Origin of the sequence: Tolypothrix tenuis PCC 7101, assembly GCF_963874875.1 — a bacterium.
In the GTDB taxonomy this organism is placed as follows: domain Bacteria; phylum Cyanobacteriota; class Cyanobacteriia; order Cyanobacteriales; family Nostocaceae; genus Aulosira; species Aulosira tenue.
This window is the reverse complement of record NZ_CAWNJS010000001.1, coordinates 4,033,256-4,058,521: the sequence shown is the minus strand read 5'-3', so window position 1 is coordinate 4,058,521 and position 25,266 is coordinate 4,033,256. Positions and strand designations below refer to the sequence as shown.

General features: G+C 42.8%; 22 protein-coding genes and 2 tRNA genes. 11 read left to right on the top strand and 13 right to left on the bottom strand.

Annotated elements, in window-relative coordinates:
• Positions 1–32: 32 nt before the first annotated feature.
• Both AACU25_RS16560 and AACU25_RS16555 read left to right on the top strand, forming a co-directional pair.
• Complete coding sequence (locus AACU25_RS16560; protein WP_096577386.1) at positions 33–752, top strand: class I SAM-dependent methyltransferase; 720 nt, start codon at positions 33–35, stop codon at positions 750–752.
• Positions 753–904: 152 nt separating this feature from the next.
• Positions 905–1,402 (top strand): EVE domain-containing protein, encoded by a 498-nt coding sequence (locus AACU25_RS16555; protein ID WP_096577384.1) that lies wholly within the window; start codon positions 905–907, stop codon positions 1,400–1,402.
• 65 nt (positions 1,403–1,467) lie between these two features.
• On the opposite strand, the gene crtE is transcribed toward AACU25_RS16555, so the two are convergent.
• The 13 genes from crtE to AACU25_RS16490 form a co-directional block, all read right to left on the bottom strand.
• Positions 1,468–2,373: a geranylgeranyl diphosphate synthase CrtE gene (gene crtE, locus AACU25_RS16550; RefSeq protein ID WP_096577382.1), complete on the bottom strand. Its 906-nt coding sequence runs from the start codon at positions 2,371–2,373 to the stop codon at positions 1,468–1,470.
• A gap of 70 nt (positions 2,374–2,443) precedes the next feature.
• Positions 2,444–3,850 carry a family 2B encapsulin nanocompartment shell protein gene (locus AACU25_RS16545; RefSeq protein ID WP_096577380.1) on the bottom strand — a complete coding sequence of 469 codons (1,407 nt, stop codon included), beginning with the start codon at positions 3,848–3,850 and terminating at the stop codon, positions 2,444–2,446.
• A gap of 264 nt (positions 3,851–4,114) precedes the next feature.
• A complete protein-coding gene (locus AACU25_RS16540) occupies positions 4,115–5,524 on the bottom strand; it encodes a family 2B encapsulin nanocompartment shell protein (RefSeq protein ID WP_096577378.1) in 1,410 nt (469 codons plus the stop codon).
• A 75-nt stretch (positions 5,525–5,599) separates the two neighbouring features.
• Positions 5,600–7,963: a family 2 encapsulin nanocompartment cargo protein terpene cyclase gene (locus AACU25_RS16535; RefSeq protein WP_321206810.1), complete on the bottom strand. Its 2,364-nt coding sequence runs from the start codon at positions 7,961–7,963 to the stop codon at positions 5,600–5,602.
• 1,372 nt (positions 7,964–9,335) lie between these two features.
• On the bottom strand, positions 9,336–10,529 hold the full coding sequence (locus AACU25_RS16530; protein WP_096577376.1) for a class I SAM-dependent methyltransferase: 1,194 nt from the start codon (positions 10,527–10,529) through the stop codon (positions 9,336–9,338).
• A 75-nt stretch (positions 10,530–10,604) separates the two neighbouring features.
• Positions 10,605–11,222 carry a HEAT repeat domain-containing protein gene (locus AACU25_RS16525; RefSeq protein WP_096577374.1) on the bottom strand — a complete coding sequence of 206 codons (618 nt, stop codon included), beginning with the start codon at positions 11,220–11,222 and terminating at the stop codon, positions 10,605–10,607.
• 17 nt (positions 11,223–11,239) lie between these two features.
• Positions 11,240–12,529 carry a HEAT repeat domain-containing protein gene (locus AACU25_RS16520; protein ID WP_096577372.1) on the bottom strand — a complete coding sequence of 430 codons (1,290 nt, stop codon included), beginning with the start codon at positions 12,527–12,529 and terminating at the stop codon, positions 11,240–11,242.
• A 360-nt stretch (positions 12,530–12,889) separates the two neighbouring features.
• Positions 12,890–13,384 carry a C-phycoerythrin subunit alpha gene (cpeA, locus tag AACU25_RS16515; RefSeq protein WP_096577370.1) on the bottom strand — a complete coding sequence of 165 codons (495 nt, stop codon included), beginning with the start codon at positions 13,382–13,384 and terminating at the stop codon, positions 12,890–12,892.
• A 79-nt stretch (positions 13,385–13,463) separates the two neighbouring features.
• Positions 13,464–14,018: a C-phycoerythrin subunit beta gene (cpeB, locus tag AACU25_RS16510; protein ID WP_096577369.1), complete on the bottom strand. Its 555-nt coding sequence runs from the start codon at positions 14,016–14,018 to the stop codon at positions 13,464–13,466.
• A 439-nt stretch (positions 14,019–14,457) separates the two neighbouring features.
• Positions 14,458–14,613, bottom strand: coding sequence for an NblA/ycf18 family protein (locus AACU25_RS16505; RefSeq protein WP_321206811.1), 156 nt, complete (start codon positions 14,611–14,613; stop codon positions 14,458–14,460).
• 139 nt (positions 14,614–14,752) lie between these two features.
• Positions 14,753–14,959, bottom strand: a complete 207-nt coding sequence (locus tag AACU25_RS16500) for a hypothetical protein (protein WP_096577365.1) — start codon at positions 14,957–14,959, stop codon at positions 14,753–14,755.
• 194 nt (positions 14,960–15,153) lie between these two features.
• Positions 15,154–15,909 (bottom strand): TspO/MBR family protein, encoded by a 756-nt coding sequence (locus tag AACU25_RS16495; RefSeq protein ID WP_096577363.1) that lies wholly within the window; start codon positions 15,907–15,909, stop codon positions 15,154–15,156.
• A gap of 335 nt (positions 15,910–16,244) precedes the next feature.
• A complete protein-coding gene (locus AACU25_RS16490) occupies positions 16,245–17,576 on the bottom strand; it encodes an aromatic ring-hydroxylating dioxygenase subunit alpha (protein WP_096577361.1) in 1,332 nt (443 codons plus the stop codon).
• A gap of 123 nt (positions 17,577–17,699) precedes the next feature.
• Here AACU25_RS16490 and AACU25_RS16485 point away from each other — a divergent pair, with 123 nt between their 5' ends.
• From AACU25_RS16485 to AACU25_RS16445, 9 genes are all read left to right on the top strand, one after another.
• Complete coding sequence (locus tag AACU25_RS16485) at positions 17,700–18,869, top strand: RNA-guided endonuclease TnpB family protein (protein ID WP_096577359.1); 1,170 nt, start codon at positions 17,700–17,702, stop codon at positions 18,867–18,869.
• 308 nt (positions 18,870–19,177) lie between these two features.
• Positions 19,178–19,249, top strand: a tRNA-Cys gene (locus AACU25_RS16480).
• Between the two features lie 128 nt (positions 19,250–19,377).
• Entirely contained in the window at positions 19,378–19,578 is a 201-nt protein-coding gene (locus AACU25_RS16475; protein ID WP_096577357.1) for a hypothetical protein, read from the top strand.
• Positions 19,579–20,133: 555 nt separating this feature from the next.
• Positions 20,134–20,862 carry a hypothetical protein gene (locus AACU25_RS16470; RefSeq protein ID WP_096577355.1) on the top strand — a complete coding sequence of 243 codons (729 nt, stop codon included), beginning with the start codon at positions 20,134–20,136 and terminating at the stop codon, positions 20,860–20,862.
• A gap of 32 nt (positions 20,863–20,894) precedes the next feature.
• Positions 20,895–20,965, top strand: a tRNA-Ile gene (locus AACU25_RS16465).
• Positions 20,966–21,046: 81 nt separating this feature from the next.
• A complete protein-coding gene (gene rplL / locus AACU25_RS16460; protein ID WP_096577353.1) occupies positions 21,047–21,427 on the top strand; it encodes a 50S ribosomal protein L7/L12 in 381 nt (126 codons plus the stop codon).
• 280 nt (positions 21,428–21,707) lie between these two features.
• Positions 21,708–23,141, top strand: a complete 1,434-nt coding sequence (locus AACU25_RS16455; RefSeq protein ID WP_096577351.1) for a vWA domain-containing protein — start codon at positions 21,708–21,710, stop codon at positions 23,139–23,141.
• Positions 23,142–23,238: 97 nt separating this feature from the next.
• Positions 23,239–24,159, top strand: coding sequence for a hypothetical protein (locus AACU25_RS16450; protein ID WP_096577349.1), 921 nt, complete (start codon positions 23,239–23,241; stop codon positions 24,157–24,159).
• Positions 24,160–24,428: 269 nt separating this feature from the next.
• The gene (locus tag AACU25_RS16445; protein WP_096577347.1) at positions 24,429–25,262 is read left to right on the top strand and encodes a hypothetical protein; all 834 of its coding nucleotides are present in this window, start codon (positions 24,429–24,431) and stop codon (positions 25,260–25,262) included.
• The last annotated feature ends 4 nt before the right edge of the window (positions 25,263–25,266 follow it).

Below are 25,266 nucleotides of genomic sequence, written 5' to 3'. Positions count from 1 at the left end.
TCAATATATTTAAAACATACGGATGCTGGCTGATGAATAATCTCCCAACTCAATCTGATGATTACTTTAAAAAAAATTGGGTAAGTTATGAAAAGGTTTTAACTAATAATTATATGGAACACCAAGAAATTGCTGGTGTTTTGCATAAATTACTAACCGATTATTTTCAAAAACCATTTTCTTTACTTGAACTGGGATGTGGTGATGCTAGTTTAACAGTTCAAGCTTTATTAGATACTAATATTACCGACTATACGGGAATTGACTTATCGGCAACAGCTTTGGCAATTGCCCAACGCAATATGGCACAAATTCAGTGTAGACAAACTTTCATTCAAGACGATATATCTACAGTGCTTGAGGAACTAGCTGCAAGTCAAAAGCAAAGTTTTGATGTAATTATGAGTTCTTTTGTTGTACATCACCTCAATCTTGCACAAAAAGATAGGCTTATAGAGCAAATATCTCATCTCCTGAAAAATCAAGGTATATTTATTTTGATTGACATAGTGCGTCAAGAAGAGGAAACCCAAGAACAGTATTGTCAGCGCTACTCAGAAAATATGCATCAAAATTGGACAGAATTGTCGTCTCAAGATATATCGATAATTGAAAATCATGTGTATAAATATGATTTCCCCGAAACTCAAGCTACTTTGTATCGACTTGCACAAAAGCACAATTTTATCCGCCTTGAATGCCTGTACAAAGATACTTCTAATACTGCACAATTTTTGTGCATATACAACTAATTTTGCTGGAGTTTTCAGAAGCAACAAACCTATCCATCTATCAAAATTATTGGCTCAAAAATGACACCATATACACCAATATTAAAAAACATATTTCAACAGCTAAATAATATGCTTCAGCCACCAACTCAAGCGCAGGAGAATAGCTAACAGTGAATTATTGGTTAATGAAATCAGAGCCAGAAGTTTATAGTATTACTGACCTACAACAGCAAGGCGAAACTATCTGGGATGGCGTTCGCAATTATCAAGCTCGTAACTTTCTGCGCCAAATGCAACCAGGAGATTTAGCTTTTTTCTATCATTCCAACACTAATCCTCCTGGTATTGCTGGATTAATGCGTGTAGTAAAAACGGGTATTGCCGATCCCACACAGTTTGACCCCAATAGTACTTACTACGACCCAAAATCAAGTCTCGAATCTCCTCGTTGGCAAACAGTTGTAGTAGAATTCGTGGAAACTTTTTCTTATCCTATCTTGTTGTCAACGCTAAAAGAGGAATTTAGCGCTGAAGAATTAATGGTGGTGAGAACAGGAAATCGATTATCAGTGATGCCTGTCTCATTAGCAGTGGCTCATAAGATTCTGGCGATGCGGTTTTCATCTCCAACAAATAATTATGAACTATTGGGTAACCGAAAGTTATAGATTAATTTGTATTTTATGAACTACCCGCCCTTCAACGAAGTAAGGGCGGGTAGTTCATAAAAAGATTATTGCGTTCTGGCGACGATATAATCCGCGATCGCCATTAGCGGTTGTGCCCGATTTCCAAAACTAGCAAGTTCAGCTTTGGCTAGATGCACTAATTCTTGACTTTTGCGTTTTGATTCCTCAATTCCCCATAAACTGGGATAAGTTACTTTTTGTACTTTTTGGTCTTTTCCTGGAGTTTTGCCTAATTCTTCCTGAGTTCCGGTGATATCAAGCAGATCATCAACTATTTGAAAAGCTAGACCAATATGATGAGCATAAACAGAAAGTCGTTGCAAAACAGCATCACTCGCTCCTGTTAACAGCGCCCCTGAAAGAACTGAGGTTTCTAACAACGCTCCAGTTTTATGAGTATGAATATAGTCGAGGGTTTTGATGTCAATATTCTCTAGCCCCTCAGATTGCAAATCTGCAACTTGGCCGCCGACTAAACCTGCTGCACTCATAGTATGACTTAACTTAGTCACGACTTGTAACAGATGATGAGCGGGAACTTTTTTTGTTTGCCCAATTAAAAACTCAAAAGCGTAAGCTAAAAGTGCATCTCCAGCTAAAATGGCAATGTTTTCGCCATAAACCTTATGGTTAGTTAACCTACCTCGCCGATAGTCGTCGTTATCCATAGCGGGTAAATCATCATGGATCAGAGAAAAGGTATGACACATTTCTAAAGCACAGGCGGTAGGCATAGCCATCTCTAATGTGCCACCGCAAAGTTCGCAACTTGCTAAACACAAAATGGGGCGTAGGCGTTTTCCTCCAGCTAATAGAGAATAACGCATAGACTCATACAGAATTTCTGGATAAGTTACAGTAATTGAACGCTCAAGTTCTGCATCCACTAAAGCTCGCCGCTCTGATAAATAAGCTTTTAAATTAAAACTAGTCTCTGTAGTAGTTTGCATTGATAGGCTGTTTTTGAGCAGGGTAGGCAGGAGAGGTAAAAAAGCAATTTCAAAAATTAGCGCAATGGTATTAGCGTCCGATTTCTACATCTTCGAGAATGCCAAGTGCATCAGGGACAAGAACTGCTGCCGAATAGTAAGCAGTAACAAGGTAGGAAATGATCGCCTTTTCGTTGATACCCATGAAGCGGACAGACAAGCTTGGTTGATATTCGTCTGGGATACCAGTTTGATGTAAACCGATTACGCCTTGGTCTTGCTCCCCAGTGCGGAGTATCAGGATAGAACTGGTCTGATTCTTAGTAATCGGGATTTTATTACAGGGAAGAATCGGGACATTGCGCCAGGTAATTATCTTACTCCCATCGATGTCAATGGTTGATGGATAGATGCCTCGGTAGTTACACTGCCGACAGAATGCTGCGATCGCACGGGGGTGAGCCAGGAAGAATTTCGACTTCCGCCGCCGCGTGACTAGTTCATCCAGATCATCCGGAGTAGGGGGGCCAGTACGGCTGTAGATGCGTTGTTTGAAGTCAGCATTGTGCAGCAACCCAAATTCGCGGTTGTTGATCAATTCGTATTCTTGACGTTCCCGTAATGCCTCGACAGTCAGCCGCAATTGTTCTTGGGTCTGGTTGTAAGGTTCGTTGTACAAATCCGCAACACGAGTACTGACTCGCAACACAGTCTGAGCAATGCTTAATTCATATTCACGGGGTGAGAGTTCGTAGTCAACAAATGTTTGTGGTAAAGTCGTCTCTGTAGGATGAGCGCAGGACAAAGCAATTAAAGCTTCTCCGTACTTATTTTGGGGTTTTGCGGCACGAATCCGAAATTGCTGCACTTGAGCCTGCAATCCTGGGGACTGATTGAGCAGTTCTGCAAATGCCTGTTGTGGTAGTGCCAATACTGTGCATTGGGTTACAGCTTTAATTGTGAACTTCCAATTGCTTTGTGACCCCAGCAACACCTGTTCGCCAAAATAAGCACCGTCAGCCAACATATCCAAGAAAGGCGGCTCGTCATACTTGCCCACACCAATCTTGTTCACCTTGCCATGAGCGATCGCATACAGCTGATTGGCTGGCTGACCTGACTGTACTATAGTCTCACCAGGCGCAAACTCCTGCTGCACAAATCGACTTGCCAGTGCATTCAACACATCAGTGTCGTCAAAATCTCGCAGCAATGGCAATTCAGTTAGTTTCTGGGGAATTACCTGTACTTCAGCTCCAGTGTTGGCAAAACTCAACCGCCCATCACCCACAGTATAGGTCAATCGCCGATTTAAACGATAAGTGCCACCCTTCGTCTGTACCCACGGCAACATCTTCAACAACCAACGTGGGGTAATCTCCTGCGTCTGTGGTGCAGATTTGGTTGTTTTAGACAAATTACGTGCAGCATCTTTGCTCAAGCTTAGTTGAGATTGTCTATCCTCAACTGAGCTATTCGATTCCAGAAAATCCGTCATTACCTCATCCTCTAGTTAACGTCAGTTCGGGTTAAGGAGTTTGATTTAACGTTAAACGCCTGAAACAGTGCAAGCACGTTGACATATCCTAGAATTCAGCAACGGTGTAATAAGGGTTTCAGCTTATCCCGAACTCAGGTTAGTTACTCATTCAAGTACATCAAGAGCGCTGAGTAAAAGAGGACAGGGAGACGAGGGGGATAGGGAGATAATTCTTCACTTCTGCCTCCTGCTTCCTGCCTTCTAACTCAGCACTCCTAATCTTTAGCGTCCGATTTCCACATCTTCAAGGATGCCAAGTGCATCAGGAGTGAGGACAGCTGCAGAGTAGTAGGCGGTAACTAGGTAAGAGATGATTGCCTTTTCATCAATACCCATGAAGCGGACAGACAAGCTTGGTTGATATTCATCAGGAATACCAGTTTGATGTAAACCGATCACGCCTTGTTTTTCTAAACCTGTGCGGAGCAAAAGAACGGAACTAGTGCGGTTATTGGTGATGGGAATTTTGTTGGAAGGAAAGATAGGTACACCGCGCCAAGCTGTAACTTGATTGCCATTGATATCAACACTTTGGGGATAAATACCTAGGCGATTGGCTTCCCGACCGAAGGCTGCGATCGTCCGAGGGTGAGCGAGGAAAAATGCCGGCTCTTTCCATACCGTCGTCAATAGCTCGTCTAGGTCGTCGGGTGTAGGTGCGCCAGTGCGACTGTAAATGCGCTGTTTGAGATCGGCGTTGTGCAGCAATCCGAATTCGCGGTTGTTGAGCAACTCATATTCTTGACGTTCCCGTAATGCCTCGATAGTTAGCCGCAGTTGTTCTTCTGTTTGGTTGTAGGGTTCGTTGTAGAGGTCGGCAACTCGGCTACTGACTCGCAATATCGTTTGAGCGATGCTCAATTCATATTCGCGGGGTGCAAGTTCGTAATCAGCAAAGGTTCCTGCCAATGTAGCTTCTTGGGGATGATTGGTTGCCAGCTCAATAGCAGCTTCACCTTCAGGAGTTTGTGGCTGGTTCAGGCGGGTGCGGTACTGTTCAACATGAGTACGCAAGGCCTCAGACTGTCCGATTAGTCTCTCAAACGCCTGTTGGGGCAATGACAAAACTATGGTTCTGGTGACTGCCTTGAGGGTATACTGCCAGGTATCATCTGACTGGGCTATCGCTTCATCACCAAAATGGTCGCCGTCGGCTAGGACATCATAGACGATCTGCTCGTCATACTTGCCAATACCAATTTTGTTCACCTTACCACGAGCAATTAGAATCACGCGATCGGCTGGCTGGCCAATCTCAACGATGACATCGTCTGGGGCGTACTCTTGCTGTTGAAATTGGCTGGCTAAGGCTGTCAGGACATCAACTTCACCAAATCCGCGCAGCAAGGGCAATTCAGTCAGTTCTTGGGGAATTACCTGCACTGTTGCTCCAGTATTGGTGAAACTGATCCGCCCATCACCTACGGTGTAACTCAAGCGACGGTTAACTCGAAAAGTACCACCTTTGGTCTGCACCCACGGTAACAACTTCAATAACCACCGGGATGTAATTTCCTGGGTCTGCGGTGCAGATTTGGCTGTTGTCGCCAAATTACGCGCCGCCGCCGTACTCAATGTTAACTGGGGCTGCTGATTTTCTGCATCAATATTGCGATCGCTAGAATAAGTCACAATTCCATCCTCTACTTTTTAGTTACTAGAAAAAACCAAGTTCTGACAATCTTTCCCAAAGGAAACTCGATTGCGCTAATCTTTTGTGCTGAACAACGAGCTGATTTTGGTACCCAAAGTACCTAACCCTGTGGGGCCATTCAGTAAGTTCTGCAATACTGGCTGAACATTAATTTGAGTTGTTTGCTGACCGATATTTGTATTTGGTCTAATTTGGCTCGCTGCAGTGCCTAAGCCTGTGGGGACTGGGAGTAACCGTTTTTCTGTGGAATTATTCCGCAATTCAAATTCCTTATAGCGGTCTACTGCTTGATGCCATTTGAGTACCCCACACATCCACTGCTCTAGTCTCTTAACGTATCCGTACAGTTTCTCACGGGTATTTGTATCTAAGCCGAAATCATCACATAAAATAGGGAGTTCAGTCGCCACAACATGTTCAAACTCCACAGCACGGGAGGTCATCAGGTCGTTAACAACTGCGACAGCATGGGGGATATCGCAGTTGAGGAAATTCTGCACCACTAGCACACCATTATTAATCTCTCCTTCAAATTCGATTTCTTTCTGGTAAGAGAAAATATCGTTCGTTAAACAGGCGAAGTCAGCAGCTGAGTTATCAATTGCCTGCATGGTTCGGGTAGCGAATATCTCTGGTGGAATGTCGTCTCCTTGGAAGAGTCGAGACAGGCTCATGGTGAGATCGGAGCCAAAGGTCTTACGGCGCATTTCCACATAATCGATGGGGTCAGGAATGCGATTTTGCGTCTGGTTCGCTAGTTCCCATAACCAACTGTCCGTCATACTCTCGATCGCACGGCGGAAGAGACGACGATTATTTGGTGTCATCGGCCCAGCCGTCCGCAGCCAAATATCTGCTAAACCACGTTCTACTGGGTTGGTTGGTTCGGGAGGGGGACTATCATCCAAAGGCATAAAGGCCGATAGTCTAGCATTGAAGATTTTCGCCCCTGCCATGTTGCGGCTATAACCATAAAGTGCGGGGAAGTAGTCATCGGCATAGGTTCCCCAAACCAACCAACAAGCCGTTATATTCAACTCAGCACTAGATCCATTGGGATGAATATAAGCACCGCATAAAGCTACGTCTGCTACATCAAATTTGTGGTCATCCCAGATATAAATACTGGGCATCCCTGGCAGTGTGTCCAGCATTCCCATTTGCCGCGCCCATTCTTTAGAGTGCCGCCGAGCCTCTTGTAGATGGGGATTCAAACTGGTAGAGAAGGGCATATAAAACTGCGGCAGAGTTACTGGCCCTACAGGCTGGTAGGGAACATGGGTAAAGCTTTGGAAGCGTTTTAGTCCCAAACTATCGTATAAAGCTCCGAGACGAGCTGCTGATGTACCTAGTCCAGTGGGGCCACCTAAAAACCAGCTTCCTATAGAAGATTTATCTGATGTCTGGTTCATGTAGCGGCTCGATCGCATATGCCACTCATGACCCCCCGATTGCCAGTCCTGAAGTCCTTTGGCATATAAAACTACTTTCAGCCGCTCATCAGGAGTCAGACTATATTCCTCGAATAAGGAAGGAAGCTCTGTGACAAAGGTGTTCTCGAACTGTTGCACCCGAGAGGTGAGTAAGTCGTTAGTGAGGTTGGCCGCCTCTTGGGTACTCACATTGAGGAATCTTTCTAAGACTAGGATACAGTTAGCATTTTCCCCTTCTTCTTCCACTTCTCTTTGGTAGGAGAAGATGTCATTTCGTAGATGTACCCCGTCAGAAAAGGTATCTTTGAGCACGCGCAAGGGTCGAGTAGGGGCGATCGCAGCCGGAATTTCTGCCCTCACCGCGTGTTCTACTAGATTAGCTGACCAAGGTGCTCCTCCCACCTTACGACGCATTTCTATGTACTCAATGGGGTTAGCGACTCGATCCTGGCTAATATTAGCGAGTTCCCAGAGAGATTCTTTGAGAAGATTGATAGTACTCTCAGAAAATCGGATTACCCAGTCTTGGGAGGCATTAGGGATGGTGCGATTCCAAAGGTCTACTAAACCCTTTTCTACAGCATTGCTAGGTTCTAGCGATGGTTGTTGGGGCTGCACAGGCATAAACGCTGGTAGTCTATTGAGGTACTTCTTCGCCCCGTTCATATCTTGAGTACGCTTATAAAGCTCAAGAAAGTGATCGTCAAAGAAAAATACCCAAACATACCAGTCAGTTACCAGATTGAGCATAGACTCATCGGCATCTGGATGGGTATAGGCGCACAATAGGGCATAGTCATGAGCATCAAACTTGCGCTCATCCCAAATTCCATAATCTTCTGATTCCTCTGACCCGCCCAAAATTCCCATTTCATAAGCCCAAGCTTTAGAATGTACCCGTGCTGCTTCCAGATTTGGGTTCAGTCGTGCAGGCCAAGGTACATAAAAACTTGGCAAATCAAAAGGTTGCTTACTTGAAGTCATTGTTTATTTAAACGTATTAATTTCATCTCACTGTCATGATTTAATTCGTCTTGATTTATTGAATATTTTTTGGCAAATCTCTTTTGCACAGGTGTTACCCCACCACTACACATTTATTGAACTTGCCGTTGTTATGTGGATATATTTAGCATGATTTGTGGTCTTAAAATTAGCGGATTTTCACAATGAATGTGGGTTTAGTTAAGACTCAAGACAAGTCAGCACAAAGTTTTACAACACCAGGCAGTACCAGGCATTGATTGGGGTAAGCTACTATTGCAGTTGCTTATATAATTGCTGAAAATTAACGTCTAGCTTGAATAGTGGCGTGCATGGGGTTAATCCAAAATCCAAAATCCAAAATTTAAAATCCAAAATTGCTTGACTTCTTGATTCTAAGATTTCAGATTTGTCATCACAATACAAGGACAGTTAAGACAGTTAAGCAACATTTAATTAAAATTCCAGTATTTGGCAGCTAAATTGTGACGAGTAAAAACTTGTTTTAGTGCGCTTATACAAATATTTATTCAATTCCAATTATTATTATTTCTCTGCCGCCTTGAATTTTTCCGTTCGCCAATGTCTAGGCTCCACGATAGCAGCGATCGCTCTTTGCAAAACTCATACCAATTCAAATAATTTTTGCGACACATCAATATAATCTAAAGGGCAAGGCACTATCCATTGGTGTCAACTTAAGCTAAAAGCTATCTAGGGCGGGCGTTGTAGAAATACCTCGCGCCCTCATCCCCTCACCCCTTCTCCCGCGGGAGAAGGGGAATTAAATCTCTTGCTCCCCTCTCCTGGTGGGAGAGGGGCTGGGGGTGAGGGCAGAACGTTGTCGCCAAGCGGGTTTCACGTTAAATTGACACAGGTGGGCATTGCCTTGCCCCTACAATCTGTCACAATACTTGTCGGTTAAGGGGAAAAGGGGCAAGAAAAAACCTTTAACCTTTACCCTTTAACCTTTTCCCCAAAGTGATTGTCTATTTTTTAAGTTGGAAGTCCCTAATCCCTGTAATTCTTACTATGTAAAGCTTAAATAGTATAAATACTGAAATAGTGCGCCATGTTTGCTGAAATAAATACACAAAAATACGGATGTCGTTCCTCAGTAATTCCCGTATTTTCAAGCAACATAAGTACAAACCCTGCTTTTTCTATAATCATTCTAATGGTATCTTTTATCATCCTGATGAGTGCACTCGCACTTCTAATGAAGCCGATAGCTAAAAGCTACATTCGCAAATACAAGCGATATCGCTTAATTAAACGCAGAAGGGAGCAATTTTATAAAGAATTGAGATATTTAATGGCAGAGAGATAATCACTGAACATCATTAATTGGATTAATTCTCTAGAATACTACTCATAGACTTGTGGGAGTTAGGAGAATGATTTGCTGTGTTTGGAGCGATCGCACATCTGCTAAACTCGCATCCACTGACTGCAAAATTTGCGCTGTTGTTTGATTTCCATCACAGGCGAGGAGAAACTGCCACTCGGCATCATTTAAACGCACAATCTGATAGTCTTGATTAAAGAATTGTTGGCTATCTCGCCATCCCTGAATGCAAGGACTCGGTTCTGGGATTGCAGACATCAGTTTGGCATCGGATGTCCAATTTTCTCTATGAATGGGACTGCGTCCTAAGAAAAACTCGTAGTGGGTAATTGCTTGCGGATCGAGGATCTCAATTAACCGATAGCGTTGGCGATCGCTTAAATTTTGAGAACGTTCAATCAATCCCGGCGCTTGACCAATCAATCGTTCTAAATTCCAAATATGGGGATTAGAAAAGCCGAGAAACTCCAACCCCGACGCATCAATTAACTCAAACACTGTATTGATGTTGTAATCAATTTCCTGGGGATGGACATACATATCTGCAAAGTAGCCATCGCGTTGATTTTCCCAAGACCAGCGTTCCTGTTCGCGCTGGCGGAGGCGGTTATTTTCTGGTAAAGCAGCAAATATTTGTCTGCCCACTGCTACGCCATCAGTGTAATCACCTCGTTGATCGCCTTGCAAAAGTGCGATCGCCTCTTGCATTAATTTAATTTCCCAACGCCCCAGTTCACCATACACAAATATATGCATGATTCCACCAGGCGATAGCTTTTTCGCTAAGGCTTGAATCCCGCGAATGGGGTCAGGGGTATGGTGCAGAACTCCCACACAGTTAATTAAATCAAATTCACCCGGAAGCTGCTCCACATCAAACAAACTCAGATGATGAAATTCTACCCTGGTTGCCCCTGATTTTTGACAGCGCTCTTGAGCTACAGCTAATGCGCCAGCACTCAAATCAATGCCTACAATCGCCGCATCCGGATTGAGATGGACTAAGTATTCTGTTCCCACCCCCGTACCACACCCAGCATCGAGGATGCGGACATTGTTCCGTGAGGGTTTTTGTCCGGTACAAAAGTTATACGCTGTCAGCCAATTCCAGCGCCAGTTATAACCAGGAGGCGGTTCATCTAATAACGGTTCTGGAGGGAAGGGATAGGTATTGTAGAGTTTAGCGACTGCGGCACTAATTGCTTGGGAATCTGACATTGGGTGAGAAAATTAATTTGTCATACAGTTTAATTATCCATTTCCTGAAGATGCGATCGCATAATTCTAGGAAGATTATTTTTCTCCCCGCTGAAACTTCGTTGTCATTTCTAAGCGAGATAAGGCACTAGTAGCGGATTCACGCACATAGGAATCGGTTGATTCATTCTCAATTAGGGATTGTAAAACCTCCACACCTCGACTATCGCCAATTGAACCAAGAGCATTCACAATCGAGATTCCTAGCGCTGGGTTATCTGTAGTTTGTAATGCTTCAATTAAAACATCAACCACAGGAGAACCAATTTCACCTAGCGCCATCACAGCAGCAATATGGACTACGGGATTGGGGTCATCCAGAGCAGTTTTTAAACCCTGTACGCCTTCAGCAGCAAAGGGAACATCAGGGTGATTAATAGCAACTTGCGCCAGTGCTTTGGCGGCACTACCACGAACGGTAACATTATCACTATTGAGTAAGGCTTCTACTAACGGTGTCACTGCATCAGGGCCAATCGCACCTAAGGCTTTCACAGCAGCCCGTCGATAAGTGGTATCCTCTTCATCGAGAATACTCATCAACCGGGGAATAGTTGTTTCATCAGGATTTTCCGCCAATTCCCACATTGCTTGGTCGCGGAGGTGGGGGTTGGGGTGTTTTAGTTGTTGGAATAGTTCTTCTGTTGTTGGCATTGTTTTTAAAAGAAAAATTAGGCTGTGATTTCTTGATTTTTCAGGGTGCTTGAGGCTTTAGCGGCAATTAGCCAATCACTATCTTGTGCTGCTTGTTTATGTTCGCTGATATCACCCAGTTTTTCTAGTGCCATCAATGTGGCATACTTCAGATCCCATATTTTGGTTTCTAGACAGGCTTTCAGTTCGGGAATCGCTTTTGGATCTCCGAGTTCAGCGAGTGCGATCGCAGCTGCTGCTCGTGATTTTTGAAATTGTGGTTGTTTGTTATGCAAGCCTTCTACTATTAAATCGTAGGCTGGGGTATGTTTTAACCAACCAAACAACTTAATTACATGAAAATGAGCGCCATAATCATTATTTGCTTCTGCGGCATAAGTAGCAAATAAAGCCTCAGGAGCAGCATCGGCGTAATGCTCCAAAATGGTTTTAGTTGCTAAATAACAGCGTCCAAAGTCAGTTTCGTACAAGCCGCGAATTAAAATTTCCAACGTGGGGAGGCGATCGTAACGATGGACTAAATTCAAATCCTGGGGATGGTCGTATAATGTCTGCTCTAAATAGGGTTGAATTTTAGCAAAAGTAATTGCCCCCTCAGAGATTCCCGTTTCTGCTAATGTGCGAATGCCTCGCAGCCGAAAAACTAGGGATACAGGACATTTGGCAATATCAGGAATTGCATCATAGTAACGTGCATCCATCAAATCTTGGATAGATAACCGCCTTCCTAAAACATTTGGATGCTGCAATATCTGCACCACTTTTGCCATTTGGGAATAGTCGCCAGTTAAGCGACAAACTGCGGCGATCGCAGCACTAGCTGTAGGTGGATCGCTGTCATTCACAAATTTGCGAATGCGTTCTAGGGCAGGTTGATAATTAAACTTGGTTAATGTATGGATAATTACTCGATAGGTTTGTCCTGGCTTCTCCAGTAATTGCGCCACATCCTCTAATATATCCGGGTCTTGAGTCCCTATTTCCCCAATTGCCCAGGCCGCATTTTCCACGGTGTAGCAGTCTTCATCAAACAGACAGGTACGGATCACTGGTAAAGCTGACTCAGCTTGCAATCGCCCTAAAGTCTCTACCGACTTGCGGCGGACAATGCGATTATCCAACGAGGGGTCAGTTTGCTGCACCGCACGGATGAGGGCGTTAATTGAGCGTTCTGTAGGAAAGTTGACTAAATGAGAAGCCGCAATATAGCGCGAATCGTTCTCGCTCAATTGGTCTTGAGGTGTATCCAAAAGAGCGATCGCCTGGTCTTCTGTGAGATTAAAGAAATTAAAAAAGCGTTTATCCATAATATATAAATGTTAGCTGTTAGTGGTTCAGCCTTCAGCAAATATTCTTTAGTTCTGTAAAGGTTGGTAATGGGTAATGGGTAATGGGTAATGGGAAAGAAAAATAGAGTTTAACAATACCAATTACCAGTTCTCAATATCCAAACCAACCATATGGTCAGTAATTAGCCAGACTTGATATGAATCACCAATGACCAATTACCAATGACCAATTACCAATTAGCAATTACCAATAACAAAACAAACCCAGAGATTCTTTACCATTACTCAACCTTATCAGGCAAAGCAAAGAGCGAAGAACCTCTAGGTTTGTAGGGTCATCACATACCCTCGTTACTCAATAACAAGAGTGGCAATTAACTAGGAGAGAGAGTTAATAGCGTAGTCTAGTAAAGCATTGTATTCAGTCAATGCTTGAGCAGACATATCACGAGGTGCACAACCACGGTTACGAGCAAAGCTTAAAGCTTCAACATAAGGAGCAGTAGGTAAGCCTAAAGCGCGATAAACTTCACGTTGTCCAGCAATACCCCACTCATCCAATGGGCCTGTACCACCAACAACCAAGGAGTATTGGATGAGGCGCAGGTAGTGTTTGATGTCACGAGCGCACTTAGCTTTGAAGGTATCGGTGGAGTTAGCTTCTCCAGCATTGTTCAAGTAAGGATACTTCTTGATACAAGCGTTGTAAGCTTCGGTTGCAACTGCATCAATGTTGTTAGCTAGCTTTTCAGCAGCTTCTAAACGAGCAGCTGCGCGTTGGATAGAACCTTGTACGGATTCTAAATCAGAGGTGCTGGGGAAACGACCTGCGGCATCTGCTGCTGCAATTACGGTGGTAACAACTGATTTCATTTCTTAAATCTCCCAAAAGGCTTTTTATTTAAACTGTGTTGGATGTCAATCTGTTGAGTGAATTGCAAGTGGCAATGAATTAGCTCAAAGCAGAGATTACGCGATCGAAGTAGCTAGAAGCTTCAGCAACTAAGCTAGCGCAACGATCTTCAACAACGGGGGTTCCCATCTTACGCAATTTGGCACCAGCACGAGCTTCGCTGGGAGTATCTTGAATGTGAGCAGCAGCTTGAGCCTTCATGATTTGAACGGCACGTACTGTAGAGGTGGTGGGTACGCCTAGAGCAGCATAGGTTTCTTTCAAACCGTTTAAGCAACGATCATCTAGAACTGAAGCGTCACCAGCTAATAGAGCGTAGGTTACATAGCGTAAGATGATTTCTGCATCGCGTAAGCAAGCAGCCATACGACGGTTAGGATAGCAGTTACCACCAGCTTGGATTAAACCTTGGTTTTCGCAGATCATTCCAGCTACAGCATCAGAAACCATGCAGCTAGCGTTGCTTGCGATCGCATTTACAGCATCCAAACGTCTGTTACCACTAGCAACGAAGGCTCTCAGAGCAGCAATATCAGATACGGTAGAGGTGCTAGCATCTGCTGAAACTACAGCTCTAGAAAAAGCATCAAGCATTTCGCTCTCCTTAAAAATTCGGTTTTCTCTGAAACTTGATTGCCTGTTCTCTGAACAAGACAATATAGAACATAAAAGATGAAACCTATCCCAGTCTCAGTTATGAGAAACTAAGTAACAATCCTTAACAAAAAATCCCCAACCCTGACTGGGGATTGGGGATTGGGGATTGGGGATTGGGGATTGGGGACTGGGGATTGGGGATTGGGGACTGGGGATTGGGGACTGGGGACTGGGGATTGGGGATTGGGAGTGAATAAGAAATAAGTTGTAATTAATTTTATGGGGTGAGCTGCCTTACGGATGAGCTGCACTAAAACGAACTATTTATAAATGGCATTAAAAAAAAGAGCAGGCTTGCAGTCTAATCTAGACAAGCCTTTGCATATCCTTTTGTTCCTATTTGTGCTGTGGGAAACTCACAAATATTCCCAGTTAGCTACGCCTGCTTGAGAAGATGCTTGATCATGTTGTCTTTGACCATTAACTGGCGCATTACTTCTAAAAGCAACTTTTGCGATTCTTCCTGGTTTAAGCTCTTAATTTGCTCTTCGTAAACTTTGAGGTTGAATTTCTGCTCTAAGTTCAGATCCATTGGGATGTCCATTATGTTTACTCTCCGGTGTTTTGCAACATTAGCTTGATCTATAATCCTAGACTTAGGTTAACAAAAGTTACGCCTGCTTGACAAGTGGACGGTTTTAGACGATAGCGAATAAACCCTATCATGTTACTCATGGGGATTGAACAACAAAACGACTTTCGGGTAATAGGATGTGCGATCGCATTTGTCCTGCTGCTCCTTGTTCCAGATTTCTTGTCTCAAAACTATGACAAAGTAGGGCTTTGAGTCCTCTACCAATTGGTGGTAAGCCTGGGTGGAAATTTAACATCATCAGCCAATGATGCATAACACTTTTGGGAGATTGCAGATATCTCATACCATTTTGAATTTTAGATTTTGCATACTCCTGCAAAGAAGCAAGCTACGCGAACGCAAAATCTAAAATCTAAAATTATTCGGTCAGAATTCTGTCAATCTATCTATAGATTTATGCATAGAATTAAAAAGTTTAAAAAACGGTAGATTGCTAATTAATCTACCGTTATGGATGTCACAATTAATTTTGAGTATTTATTTTTCCACTGGTGTGAGTTTTAAAGGATACAATGGCTCTGAACCATTTAATTGCCAAATTCTAAATACTAATACAGCAGCTACAGTTAGCCAGATACAAGAAACCGAGAGAATCATTCCCGCTACAGGATTAGTTTGCCAATAAATTGCCGTTACTACTACAGCAGATAACCAAGGCCCTAAAATAACCACAGGAACAGCCGCGCCTAATCTCCGTTCTACAGTAAAAATCGTATTCCAAGTATCTCCTAAAGCCAGATGCACCACAAATAAAATTAAAGGCAGTGCTAAAAATTGGTGATTCATTTGCTGCCAAATTAATACAGAAGAAATTACCCGCAAAACTGCAATTATCATCCAAACTATAGGAAATACTAAAGGTGGAGGTGCCCATCTCGGTCTGATTACCTGGTCATAGGTCTTACGAGAACGGGTATTATCTAAAGGTGAAAAAATTCGCGAACGAATACTTAATAATGCGAAAAATAATACAGCTAATAAAGTGCTGAACCAACTGGGTAGGTGAGTATTTTTATCAATCAGCATGACTAATTTTTCCATTCCCAGTAAAGCCAGCGTCATAGCTGCTATTTGTAAAAAAGTCCCTAGTTTGTAAACTAAAACTGCTCTAATATCCAGTGCTTGCGTAGTAGCAATTGATGTATCTGGAGGCTGCTGTTGATTTTCTGTTTTTACCCCCATTACTGTATTGACAAACTTTTCCAGTATTCCGGTATTATTTGATTGAGTCATAATTTAAGATATTGAGTAGCGCTGGTAATTATTAATAATAAATCATGAGCATGATTGTTTAATACAATTTATGGTTTTAGATTAGGGATTGAGAAAGATTGATTGAGCGTTTAGCAAGCTATCTATCGCCATAATTTTTCAAATTAGTATAATTCTTAAAAAATCTAGCAATCCGATTTGAATTCCGAAAAATTTAAGTAATATGCGAGATTTAGCTCCCCGACTTTTTGAAAAAGTCGGGGAGCGGGGTAGCAACTTTTGCTTAAGACAGTGCTATTCAGATGTAGGGTGCGTTACGGCTTACACCTCACGCACGAAAAGTGTTGCTGCAATCCCTATCTGTGTGCGTGGATATAGTCTACAAAGTAAAACTTAGGAATCAGCTTGAATTTCAACCAAGCGTAAATTCCTAAACTTAGTAGTGCTGTTAGAGTTAGAGGTAAACCTAGCTGAACTCGTGATGCATCGCTAAGGAGAGCAACAGCGCAAACAGTAATAGCAAAGTATGCCAAAAGTCCTACCTGCAACCGTTGCAGAACTTTCAGCGCCTGGCGACAACTACTACAATGCTGTGTATGCTGTTTATAGCGATCCAAAACTTGTTCGCGATTTTCATTGATCTGCCTAATGTCTGGAATACTTATCCCTACTTGACTCCAAGGTAACTGTCCTTGACAATACTTATCAAACCAATTCCGATACTCAATCACTAGCCTATCTGCACTTGTAGGTAGCTTATAAAAAGTTTTCCAACTTTGGGATGATTGTGTCTGTTGTAGAAAATACTCCTGCTGCTGTAACAGCACCATATCGCCATCAAGTACTTCATTGCGTTCGCTAATATGATCCCACCAACGGGGTCGAAGACGATGGAGGGTTTTGGCAAAGTTACGAGGGAACTGAGCGACAATCCGAGATTTACCAGGAGATACTGGTATGCAATAAGTTACCAGTCCTACCTGCTTTTCAGCCTTACCAAACTGGATTGCATACTCCAAACGACAAGGTGGTTCAAAAGTGATGGTTGTGGGAAAGCGTGTGTCTGAAGACGCTTCAATTAAATGTGGTGTTGATTGTACAATTTTAATGGGTAATGGCCTTGCTTTAGCGCGATCGCCCTGTACGCCGTGATGAGCAAAAGCAACATGACTCGGATCTGCCACATTTTCCACCAAGGTTTGCCAGTCATATTCTAAATCTCGTACAAAAGAAGACCACACAAAGCCTTTAGCCGCATCGATTTGCGGTGATAACGGTAAAGGTGTGTTAGCTGCTTGTTCGCTGGATTGTGCATCTGGCCACACCCACAGTAAATCTTGTTGCTGACGAACTGGTAGTACTACAGAGCAGAGATTTTCTTTATTCTTGCTGATCAGTTCTGGATTTTCCGCTTGGGGAATATGAGTACAAATTCCTTGCTCATCAAATTGCCAACCATGATAGCTACACATTAAATTTCCTGTTTTGTCATCAATGCGTCCTTCACTTAGGGGAGCAAGGCGGTGGGGACATTGATCTAAAAATACCCGGAAACTTTGAGATGATTTAGGTTTCCAGATAACTAAACGCATTCCCAAAAGTGTCACTGAAGTGGGTTGGTCTAAAGCTAAATCTTCGACTGGTGAGAGAGGATACCACTGCTGAAAAAAGTTGAATTTATCTGTCATTTTTCTATTCAATAATTCACCTAAAGCCTCACGGGAATGTTTCCTCCGCGCACTTTTAAGTGCGCGGAGAAAACACGACTTGGCTATTTAAAAATAGCCATCACGTGTAATAAAATCAATGTCATGGAACAAGTACTGACATTGGTCTGCAAGCTCAACCCTACCACTCAGCAAGTTGCCCAAATTGAAGCAACACTGAAAGCGGTTGCAGATGCTTGCAACTACGCCAATGAGCAGGTTAAGCCCCAAATCACAAGCAAGACGACTATTCAAAGCTTGGTTTATCAAGACTTGCGTTCGTTGTTTGGGTTGTCTGCTAATTTGGCGGTCAGGGCTTGTGCCAGAGTGGGAGCTAACCGCAAAACTGCCAAACAAAAGAACAAGCCAGTTAAGTTCTTCAAGCCAACTAGCGCCGACTACGACGCTAGAATTTTTGCTTTTAGGGAGAAAGACTGGACTGTTAGCCTGACATTGATGGAAGGCAGAGAGCATATTAAGTTGGATGTTGGCAACTACCAGCGAGGTAAACTCAAAGGCAAAAAACCAACATCGGCGCAGTTGTGTAAGCATCGAGATGGTTCCTACTACATTCATATTCAAATCAAGAATGAAGCCCCGCAACCACTCAAGCCAACCAATGTTATTGGAGTGGATTTTGGGAGACGGGACATCGCCGTAACCAGTGATGGGGATAAATGGGATGGGAAGCAGATAACAGAAGTTCGAGATAAATACGCCAAAGTTAGGACATCTCTCCAAAGAAAAGCCACGAAAGGCACAAGGTCTACTCGCCGTAGGGCAAGGCAGATTTTGCCACGGCTGTCGGGGCGTGAGAGAAGATTTCAGCAATGGCTCAACCATCAAATCAGTTATCGCATTATTCAACAAGCCAAAAGCACAAATGCAATTATCGCTATTGAGGATTTGACTGGGATCAGGGAACGCACCAATCAGCAACCTAGAAACAAAATTGAACGCAGACGGTCTAATTCTTGGTCGTTTTATCAATTGCGATACTTCCTTGAGTACAAAAGCATCAAGGAAGGAGTTGAGGTCATCGCAGTGCCGCCAGCATACACAAGCCAAACTTGCCACCAATGTTTGCACATTGGGTTGAGGTCGGATCAACGTTTTAACTGTGGTAACTGTGGCTGGCATGGTGACGCTGATTTGAATGGTGCAAAAATGATTTCTTTATTGGGGCAGTCCGTAAGCCTGCCTGGAGGTTCGGGTTATTTGTGTTGTAATCTCAGCACAGATAGCTCAGGGCTGCTGAAAGCCCCGTCACTTTAGTGCGGGGAAGCTTACAAAAATTATATCTACTTCTGTAACTAGGGATAAAAGAGCTTGACTGCGCGATCGCTTCTCAAAAAAATTTGTAGTATGCCCTTGACATCCTGTAGCACTTGTATTACGTTCGTATTATGAACACTAAAGTTTCGAGCAAAGGCAAAACTAAAAGTTTCTGAGGTTTTTACTTGCTTTAACTTAGATTAAAGTTGCGATCGCTTGAATTAGAGCATTGCAAACATACTTTCCTTGGGTCTGCAGCTCTAACGGTAGAGTTCCTGGATGTCACTTGTGCCCTAACAGAAAAAGCTTACATACTAGCTCAATAGTAGAGCGATCGTTTGCAAAGCGATAAGTTGCAGGTGCGACTCCTGCGTTTGTAATCACAGCTTTTTCAACTCGCATGAGGTGTGAGTGCAACTCTCACAGGGAGGGTATCGGTTCAATCCCGATCAGATCCACTTAAATAATTTGTAATTCGTAATTCGTAATTAAAAGGGAGGTGATCACAGTGGTACATATTAGATTTGAAGGGCGTTCTGTTGATGTGACAGAAACACAGCTAGGAATTAACACTGGGATGAATGATGTTGCTGTTAAGGAACAGGTGGCTCGTCATTTGGATGTAAATAGCGATCGCCTAGAAGCTTACATAATCGATCGTCGTCCTAGTGGTGATTTAATTGTTCGTCCTGAAGCGGTTTATGGGTAAAAAGTCCTGGGAAAATTGAATCATCCGTGCCCAAATATAAGAAGCATACATATACATTGAGAACGGTTCTAAGGTAGTAAAATTCGAGCGATCGAACTAGCGAAGCATGATTAAGTCTCTCGCAGATTTAAGATGCGTGCCCACTGCCAATATTTGGTAAGAGCGACCGTAGTTGTAAAAAGCTTCTTAAACTTGCACGGAATAATTTATCTCAAACACCAAATTAAATCTAGCTTATGTAATTACGAATTACGAATTATTAGCTTTATTCCGCGCCCCAACTTGTGAAGCATACACACTCTATCCGGAAACGGAATACAGGTTCGATTCCTGTCGCTCCCGCTTATGGGAGCGTAGCCAAAATGGTAAAGGCAACTGTGCAAAACTGCTTTGCTAACTTGTGCGGAATTCTAATTATGCCAATTGTATTAATTTATTACCTGAACTCAATCACATATATGGAGGTGAATTTCATGATGTCCGCAAACTTATGTAGCCTAACAAATCAATCTGTAAACCTATTTTTCAACTACATATCTTTCAACTACATAAGTTATGAGCGAACATCGTTTGAGCGAAATTGTGATTGAGCGTCCTCGGCGTGGAGCAAGAATTCCTCTAAAAAAGCAGACAGGCTATAAAAAGCAACTATACAAACTCACCCAAGATGCAACTGAGGATGGATTATTTAATCATTACTTGATTAAAACTAGATATAAATCAAAGTATCTTTCCGATCATCTTGGCCCTCTGCGTCGGCTGTTACGTTCCAAAGTCGGACAGCCTTGGAACACCGTTTACAGCGAACTCTGCCAACGATTAGACCATAATACAATGGCAGGACAGCACGTAATTGGTCATATATGGGATTACGTTGAACGTCATGTAGAAATCATTGATGGTGTCGTTTATCGGAAGCCTTACCGAGGATATCGAACTTCGTTTGGTTGGGGTTACCGCGATCGCTTCTATATCCATCCGGAAACTGGTATTCTTTGTGCAGTCGAGAAAGTACCTAGCAAGCCGTGGCAAAGCAAGCAAGAAACTGACTTTATCATCATTGATGATTATCATGAATACCAAAAACTGAATGATATTTGGTATCTCATTACCTTTGGAGATTTCCCCCAACAATCAAATCATGATACAAAGGATAGTTCAAAAGGTTTAACCCATATTCTTTGGCATCGTTATTACTGCGGCATACCATCTTATGCTGTGAGTAAACGACAATGTAACAAGAAAGAGCTTCGAGTTATTTTAAAACTACTTTCTAAACAATAAAATTTTCACTTCGTGCCCTAACCGAAAAAGCTTACATACTAGCCGAATTGGAACAGGCACTTGACTTATAATCAAGCTATTACAGGTTCAAATCCTGTGTGTGAATCAACAGCTTTTTCAACTTGCACGAAGTGCCTTTATTCATTATCAATTATGAGTTAACTGCAACTCATTGGAGGTTGCCATGTCTGTGAAAACCTTAGAAATTTTAGAACAAATCAAATCTCTAAATCTCAATGAAACTGCTCAACTAGTCAAGCAGATTAAAGCAACCTTCAATGTTGATATTTCTACACCGAAGCTGATTCAAATTGAACGAAGAGATGAAGATGAAGTTCAATTACAAGTTCAGACGGAATTTGATGTGTTATTGGTATCGGTTCCGCCAGAGAAAAAGATTACCTTACTCAAGGTCATTCGGACGGTAACAGGCTTGGGATTGAAGGAAGCGAAGGATTTTGTAGACTCTCTTCCTAAAGTTGTGCAGACAGGATTAAACCAAGAAACTGCCCAAGTTCTCAGGCAACAGCTAGAGGAAACTGGAGCCGTTGTTTCTCTCCAATAGTCTTATCTTTCGTCTCTGTGTCTCTGCGACTCTGCGTGAGATTCTTTTTTTAAACGAACCGCGTTCGCGCAGCGTCTCGAAGAGAAGGACGCAAAAAACGCGAAGTGAAGAAATAGAGAGTTTCTAACTTTATTATTGGCAGTTGTTGCCGCGCCCCGATCGCAGAAGCTTACATAACTCTGAATCAGTTATACACAATGCTTCTACAACTTGCGCGGTGAATTTATCGCCCCGCGTGCAACATCTGCCTCCTCATTCATTACAACTAGAGGAGGTTATCATGAATACCGCAGAACGCGATTTACGCCTGGAAATGCTCAATAGTTTGCTCACAACCCCTCACCGCAAGCTTGAGCAAGTCGCAGAAGTGCATAAGTTAATTGTTGAATTAGATCCCCTGTTCTACGGACACCTAGCAGTTTGGTATCAACGCAATGGAGATGTCCGCGATCATAAAGAAGTATTTGTTGCTCATTTATTAAATAGTAATTTAACCGAACACCGAGATGCTGGATTTATGATGCTGCAGGAGTTTCCGCCTTATCAGGTGGCTCGTGTAGTGGATTTTATGAAGCAGCAACAAAATAAACTACCTCGTTCAGCACGGACTGCGGTGCGGCGTTACCTGAAAGCAAGGGAAAGCAATCCTGCATTATTCGATCGCGCGGCTTTGCGGGGACGTAAGGCGATGAAGCACCTGTATGCTTCACTGCACATTAAGCCCAATGAACGAGCAAATGCGATTCTCTTCCGTGATACTCCGCCAGAAGGTTCTTTAGCCCATGTGCTGAAGCAACTTGCAAAGGCGGAAACTCCGGCAGAACAAGCACAATTCATTGTGGAATTCAATATTCCCTATACGATCGCTATCGGTGCAATCAAGCAACTAACACCAGTTGTCTTGGTGGCGTTAATCAATAGCATGACTCCCCAGGAAGTAATCAACAACCTCAAGTCTCTCCAGGCGAAAGGTGCAATGGATCATCCAGAAGTCAAGCAGCTGATTGATGCCAAACTGGAGGAAGCATCTAAGAATGGGCGTGTAGCAGCATTTAAAGCACAAATTGCCGCAGATGGAGCAGATTTCGATGCAGACACCGTTGCGAAGTTGGAAAAAGTCACCAACGAGCAGGTGAAACGGCGTGGTGCGATCGCTCGTCCTACTGCTTTACTTGTAGATAAATCTGGCTCTATGGAGAATGCGATCGCAGTTGGTAAGCAACTAGCTGCCCTCATCTCTGGTATCGCTCAAGCAGAATTGTATGTCTATGCTTTCGATACTATGCCCTACGCTATTACCGCTAATGGCAAAGAGTTAACTGACTGGGAGCGTGCTTTCCAGCACATCAGAGCAGGTGGTAGCACTAGTATCGGCTGTGCATTGGAAGCAATGCGGAAGAAAAAGCAGGTAGTAGACCAAATCATCTTGGTGACTGATGAAGGTGAAAATGCTACACCTTACTTCAGTGAAGTCTACAAGACCTACTGCCGAGAATTGGCGGTAATCCCCAATGTAGTGATTGTCCGTGTAGGTACTCATTACAACTGGCTGGAGAGTCAACTGAAGCAGCAACAAGCACCTGTAGAAACCTTTACCTTCGCGGGTGACTACTACAGCTTACCGAACCTTGTCCCACTCCTAGCGCGTCCCTCTCGCCTGGATTTGTTGATGGAGATTATGGATCTGCCGTTACCTGTGCGAGATGATAAGTAAGATTAGAATATGGCATTGCTCATTAAATAAATTTGTGGGCAGTGCTATTTTTAATGTTGTTGCTGCCATTAAATTGTTGACATAACAGAATTTCATTATGGTAAATCCACAGACTGATCAGGAATGGACAATACATTCGATAAATATTCATGGTGTGTTTTTTGAACATTGGTGCGAGGATCTGTTTCGGTCTGTACCTGATCTAAAAGTTGTGTCAACTAACTATCCAGTAGAATTTCCTCCTCCCAATGGACATCTTAGAGGTAAGGAAAGCGCTCTCGATATTAGAGTTGAACTGCGTGATGGTTCTAAAATTGTGACTTTTATAGTCGAATGTAAAAAGAATAATCCAGATTTTGTAGATTGGGTTTTCTTTCCTAAAAGGGGAGAAATGGCTCAAAGACAGTTTGTTGTTCGTGCCATAGATAATCTAACAAAACAAGAATCGAATCTAGGATGGGATGTAAACACTCATCTGCTTAAGTTGCCAATTAATTCAGTTACTTTGTTTAGTGAAGCGAGGGAAACTCGTGGTGACTATCAATCTTGGAAAAGTGGTCAAAAAACAAAAACTTCAAATGCTGCTGTAACAGATGCCGCTTATCAAGTTGCTCTAGCTACACAAGCAATATGGATGGAGGAAACACAACATAGCCAAAAACAGGCTACCTATAATCCTATTCCTCAGTTGAATTATGAAACTCAAATAATTGTTCCGTGTATTGTAACTACAGCGCAGCTTTATTCTTGTAGTTTTGATCCAAAAAATGTAAATTCAGGTACAGGTGAAATTTCTCTAGACAAGGCAATATTGCAGCCAGTACCATTTGTAATTTATGAATATTCTCTACCAAAGCATCTTCAATCTGCACCGTTAGATTTAGTTCAAGTTATTTCAAGTAATAATCTGGAAGTCTTTGTACGAATGGATATTATTGTAATTAATAGTTCTTACTTAAAAGATTTGCTAACTGGACATATACCAATTCCTAATATACTGAGTGCATTATTTAAATAGTAGTATTGTGTGAACGGGGAGTGCGAAGAACCTGGAAAGTCGGCTTAAAAGTAGCCACCTTTGAAAGAGTGTGTAACAACTCACCAGCGGAGTCCCTCTAGTAGCTGAGAACACGCAATGCTCCATTAACTTGCACGCAGATTAATTCTTAGTTCGTAATTCGTAATTCGTAGTTCGTAATTAAATAATTAATCTAACCACAGAGACACAGAGTAATTGATCTTGCGAAAGTATTATCTAGCTTTGCATTATATAAATTAGTATTATTTATGCCTGATATCCGTAAGCTAATCAGTAAAATTGCTGATGCGGAAGCACAGTTGTCTGCCACTCAATTCCTTGCGCCTTGTGTCAAAGGTGGACGAGTTCGCACAAAGGTAGCGGGAATGGTTTACACCTTCACGCCAAAGCCGCGTCAATTTGCAGGTTGGGGTATCTTTCAGCCTGTGGATGCAAAAACAGCAAGGGTTGTGGAATCAGCAGAATTACCCCAAATTGCAGAATACTTGCAACATTTTCCCCAAATTCGACTGCGGTTAGCATACCAACTGCGGGGACAAACTTGGTTAGCATATCCTGTGAATGAAGTTGATATGCGTCAACGGTTGAAGGTGGTAAAGCCGATCGCAGTTCATTTGGTAACTGAGGGTGTGGCTTTTGAGCAAATCATTAGCCGTTGTCATGGACAGTCTTGCTGGTTTGAGGAGATTGATCGCCGTACCAATCCCATGATTACGGAAATTCTGCAATCTGCGATTAAGGAATTAACTCCGGTTGCGGAATTGCAATTTAAGGGTATGACTCCAGAGATGCGTACAGTCTATGAATTAGCGACTGAGCAAATTGCGGAATTTAGTCAACCCCAACAGGATGAAAAGCGATTGCGTAAAGCGTTACAGCAAGGGGGTGGTGAGTTAAGCCAATTCCAAGATCATGGTGATTACTGGACAGTGAATTGGCGTACTGCTGATGGGATTCGCCATACAAGTGCGATCGCAAAAACAGACTTGACTGTAATTAGTTCCGGTATTTGTTTGAGTGGACGAGATCGCGATTTTGATTTGCAATCCTTAGTGGGTGTCATCGAACAACAAGACTGGTGAATTT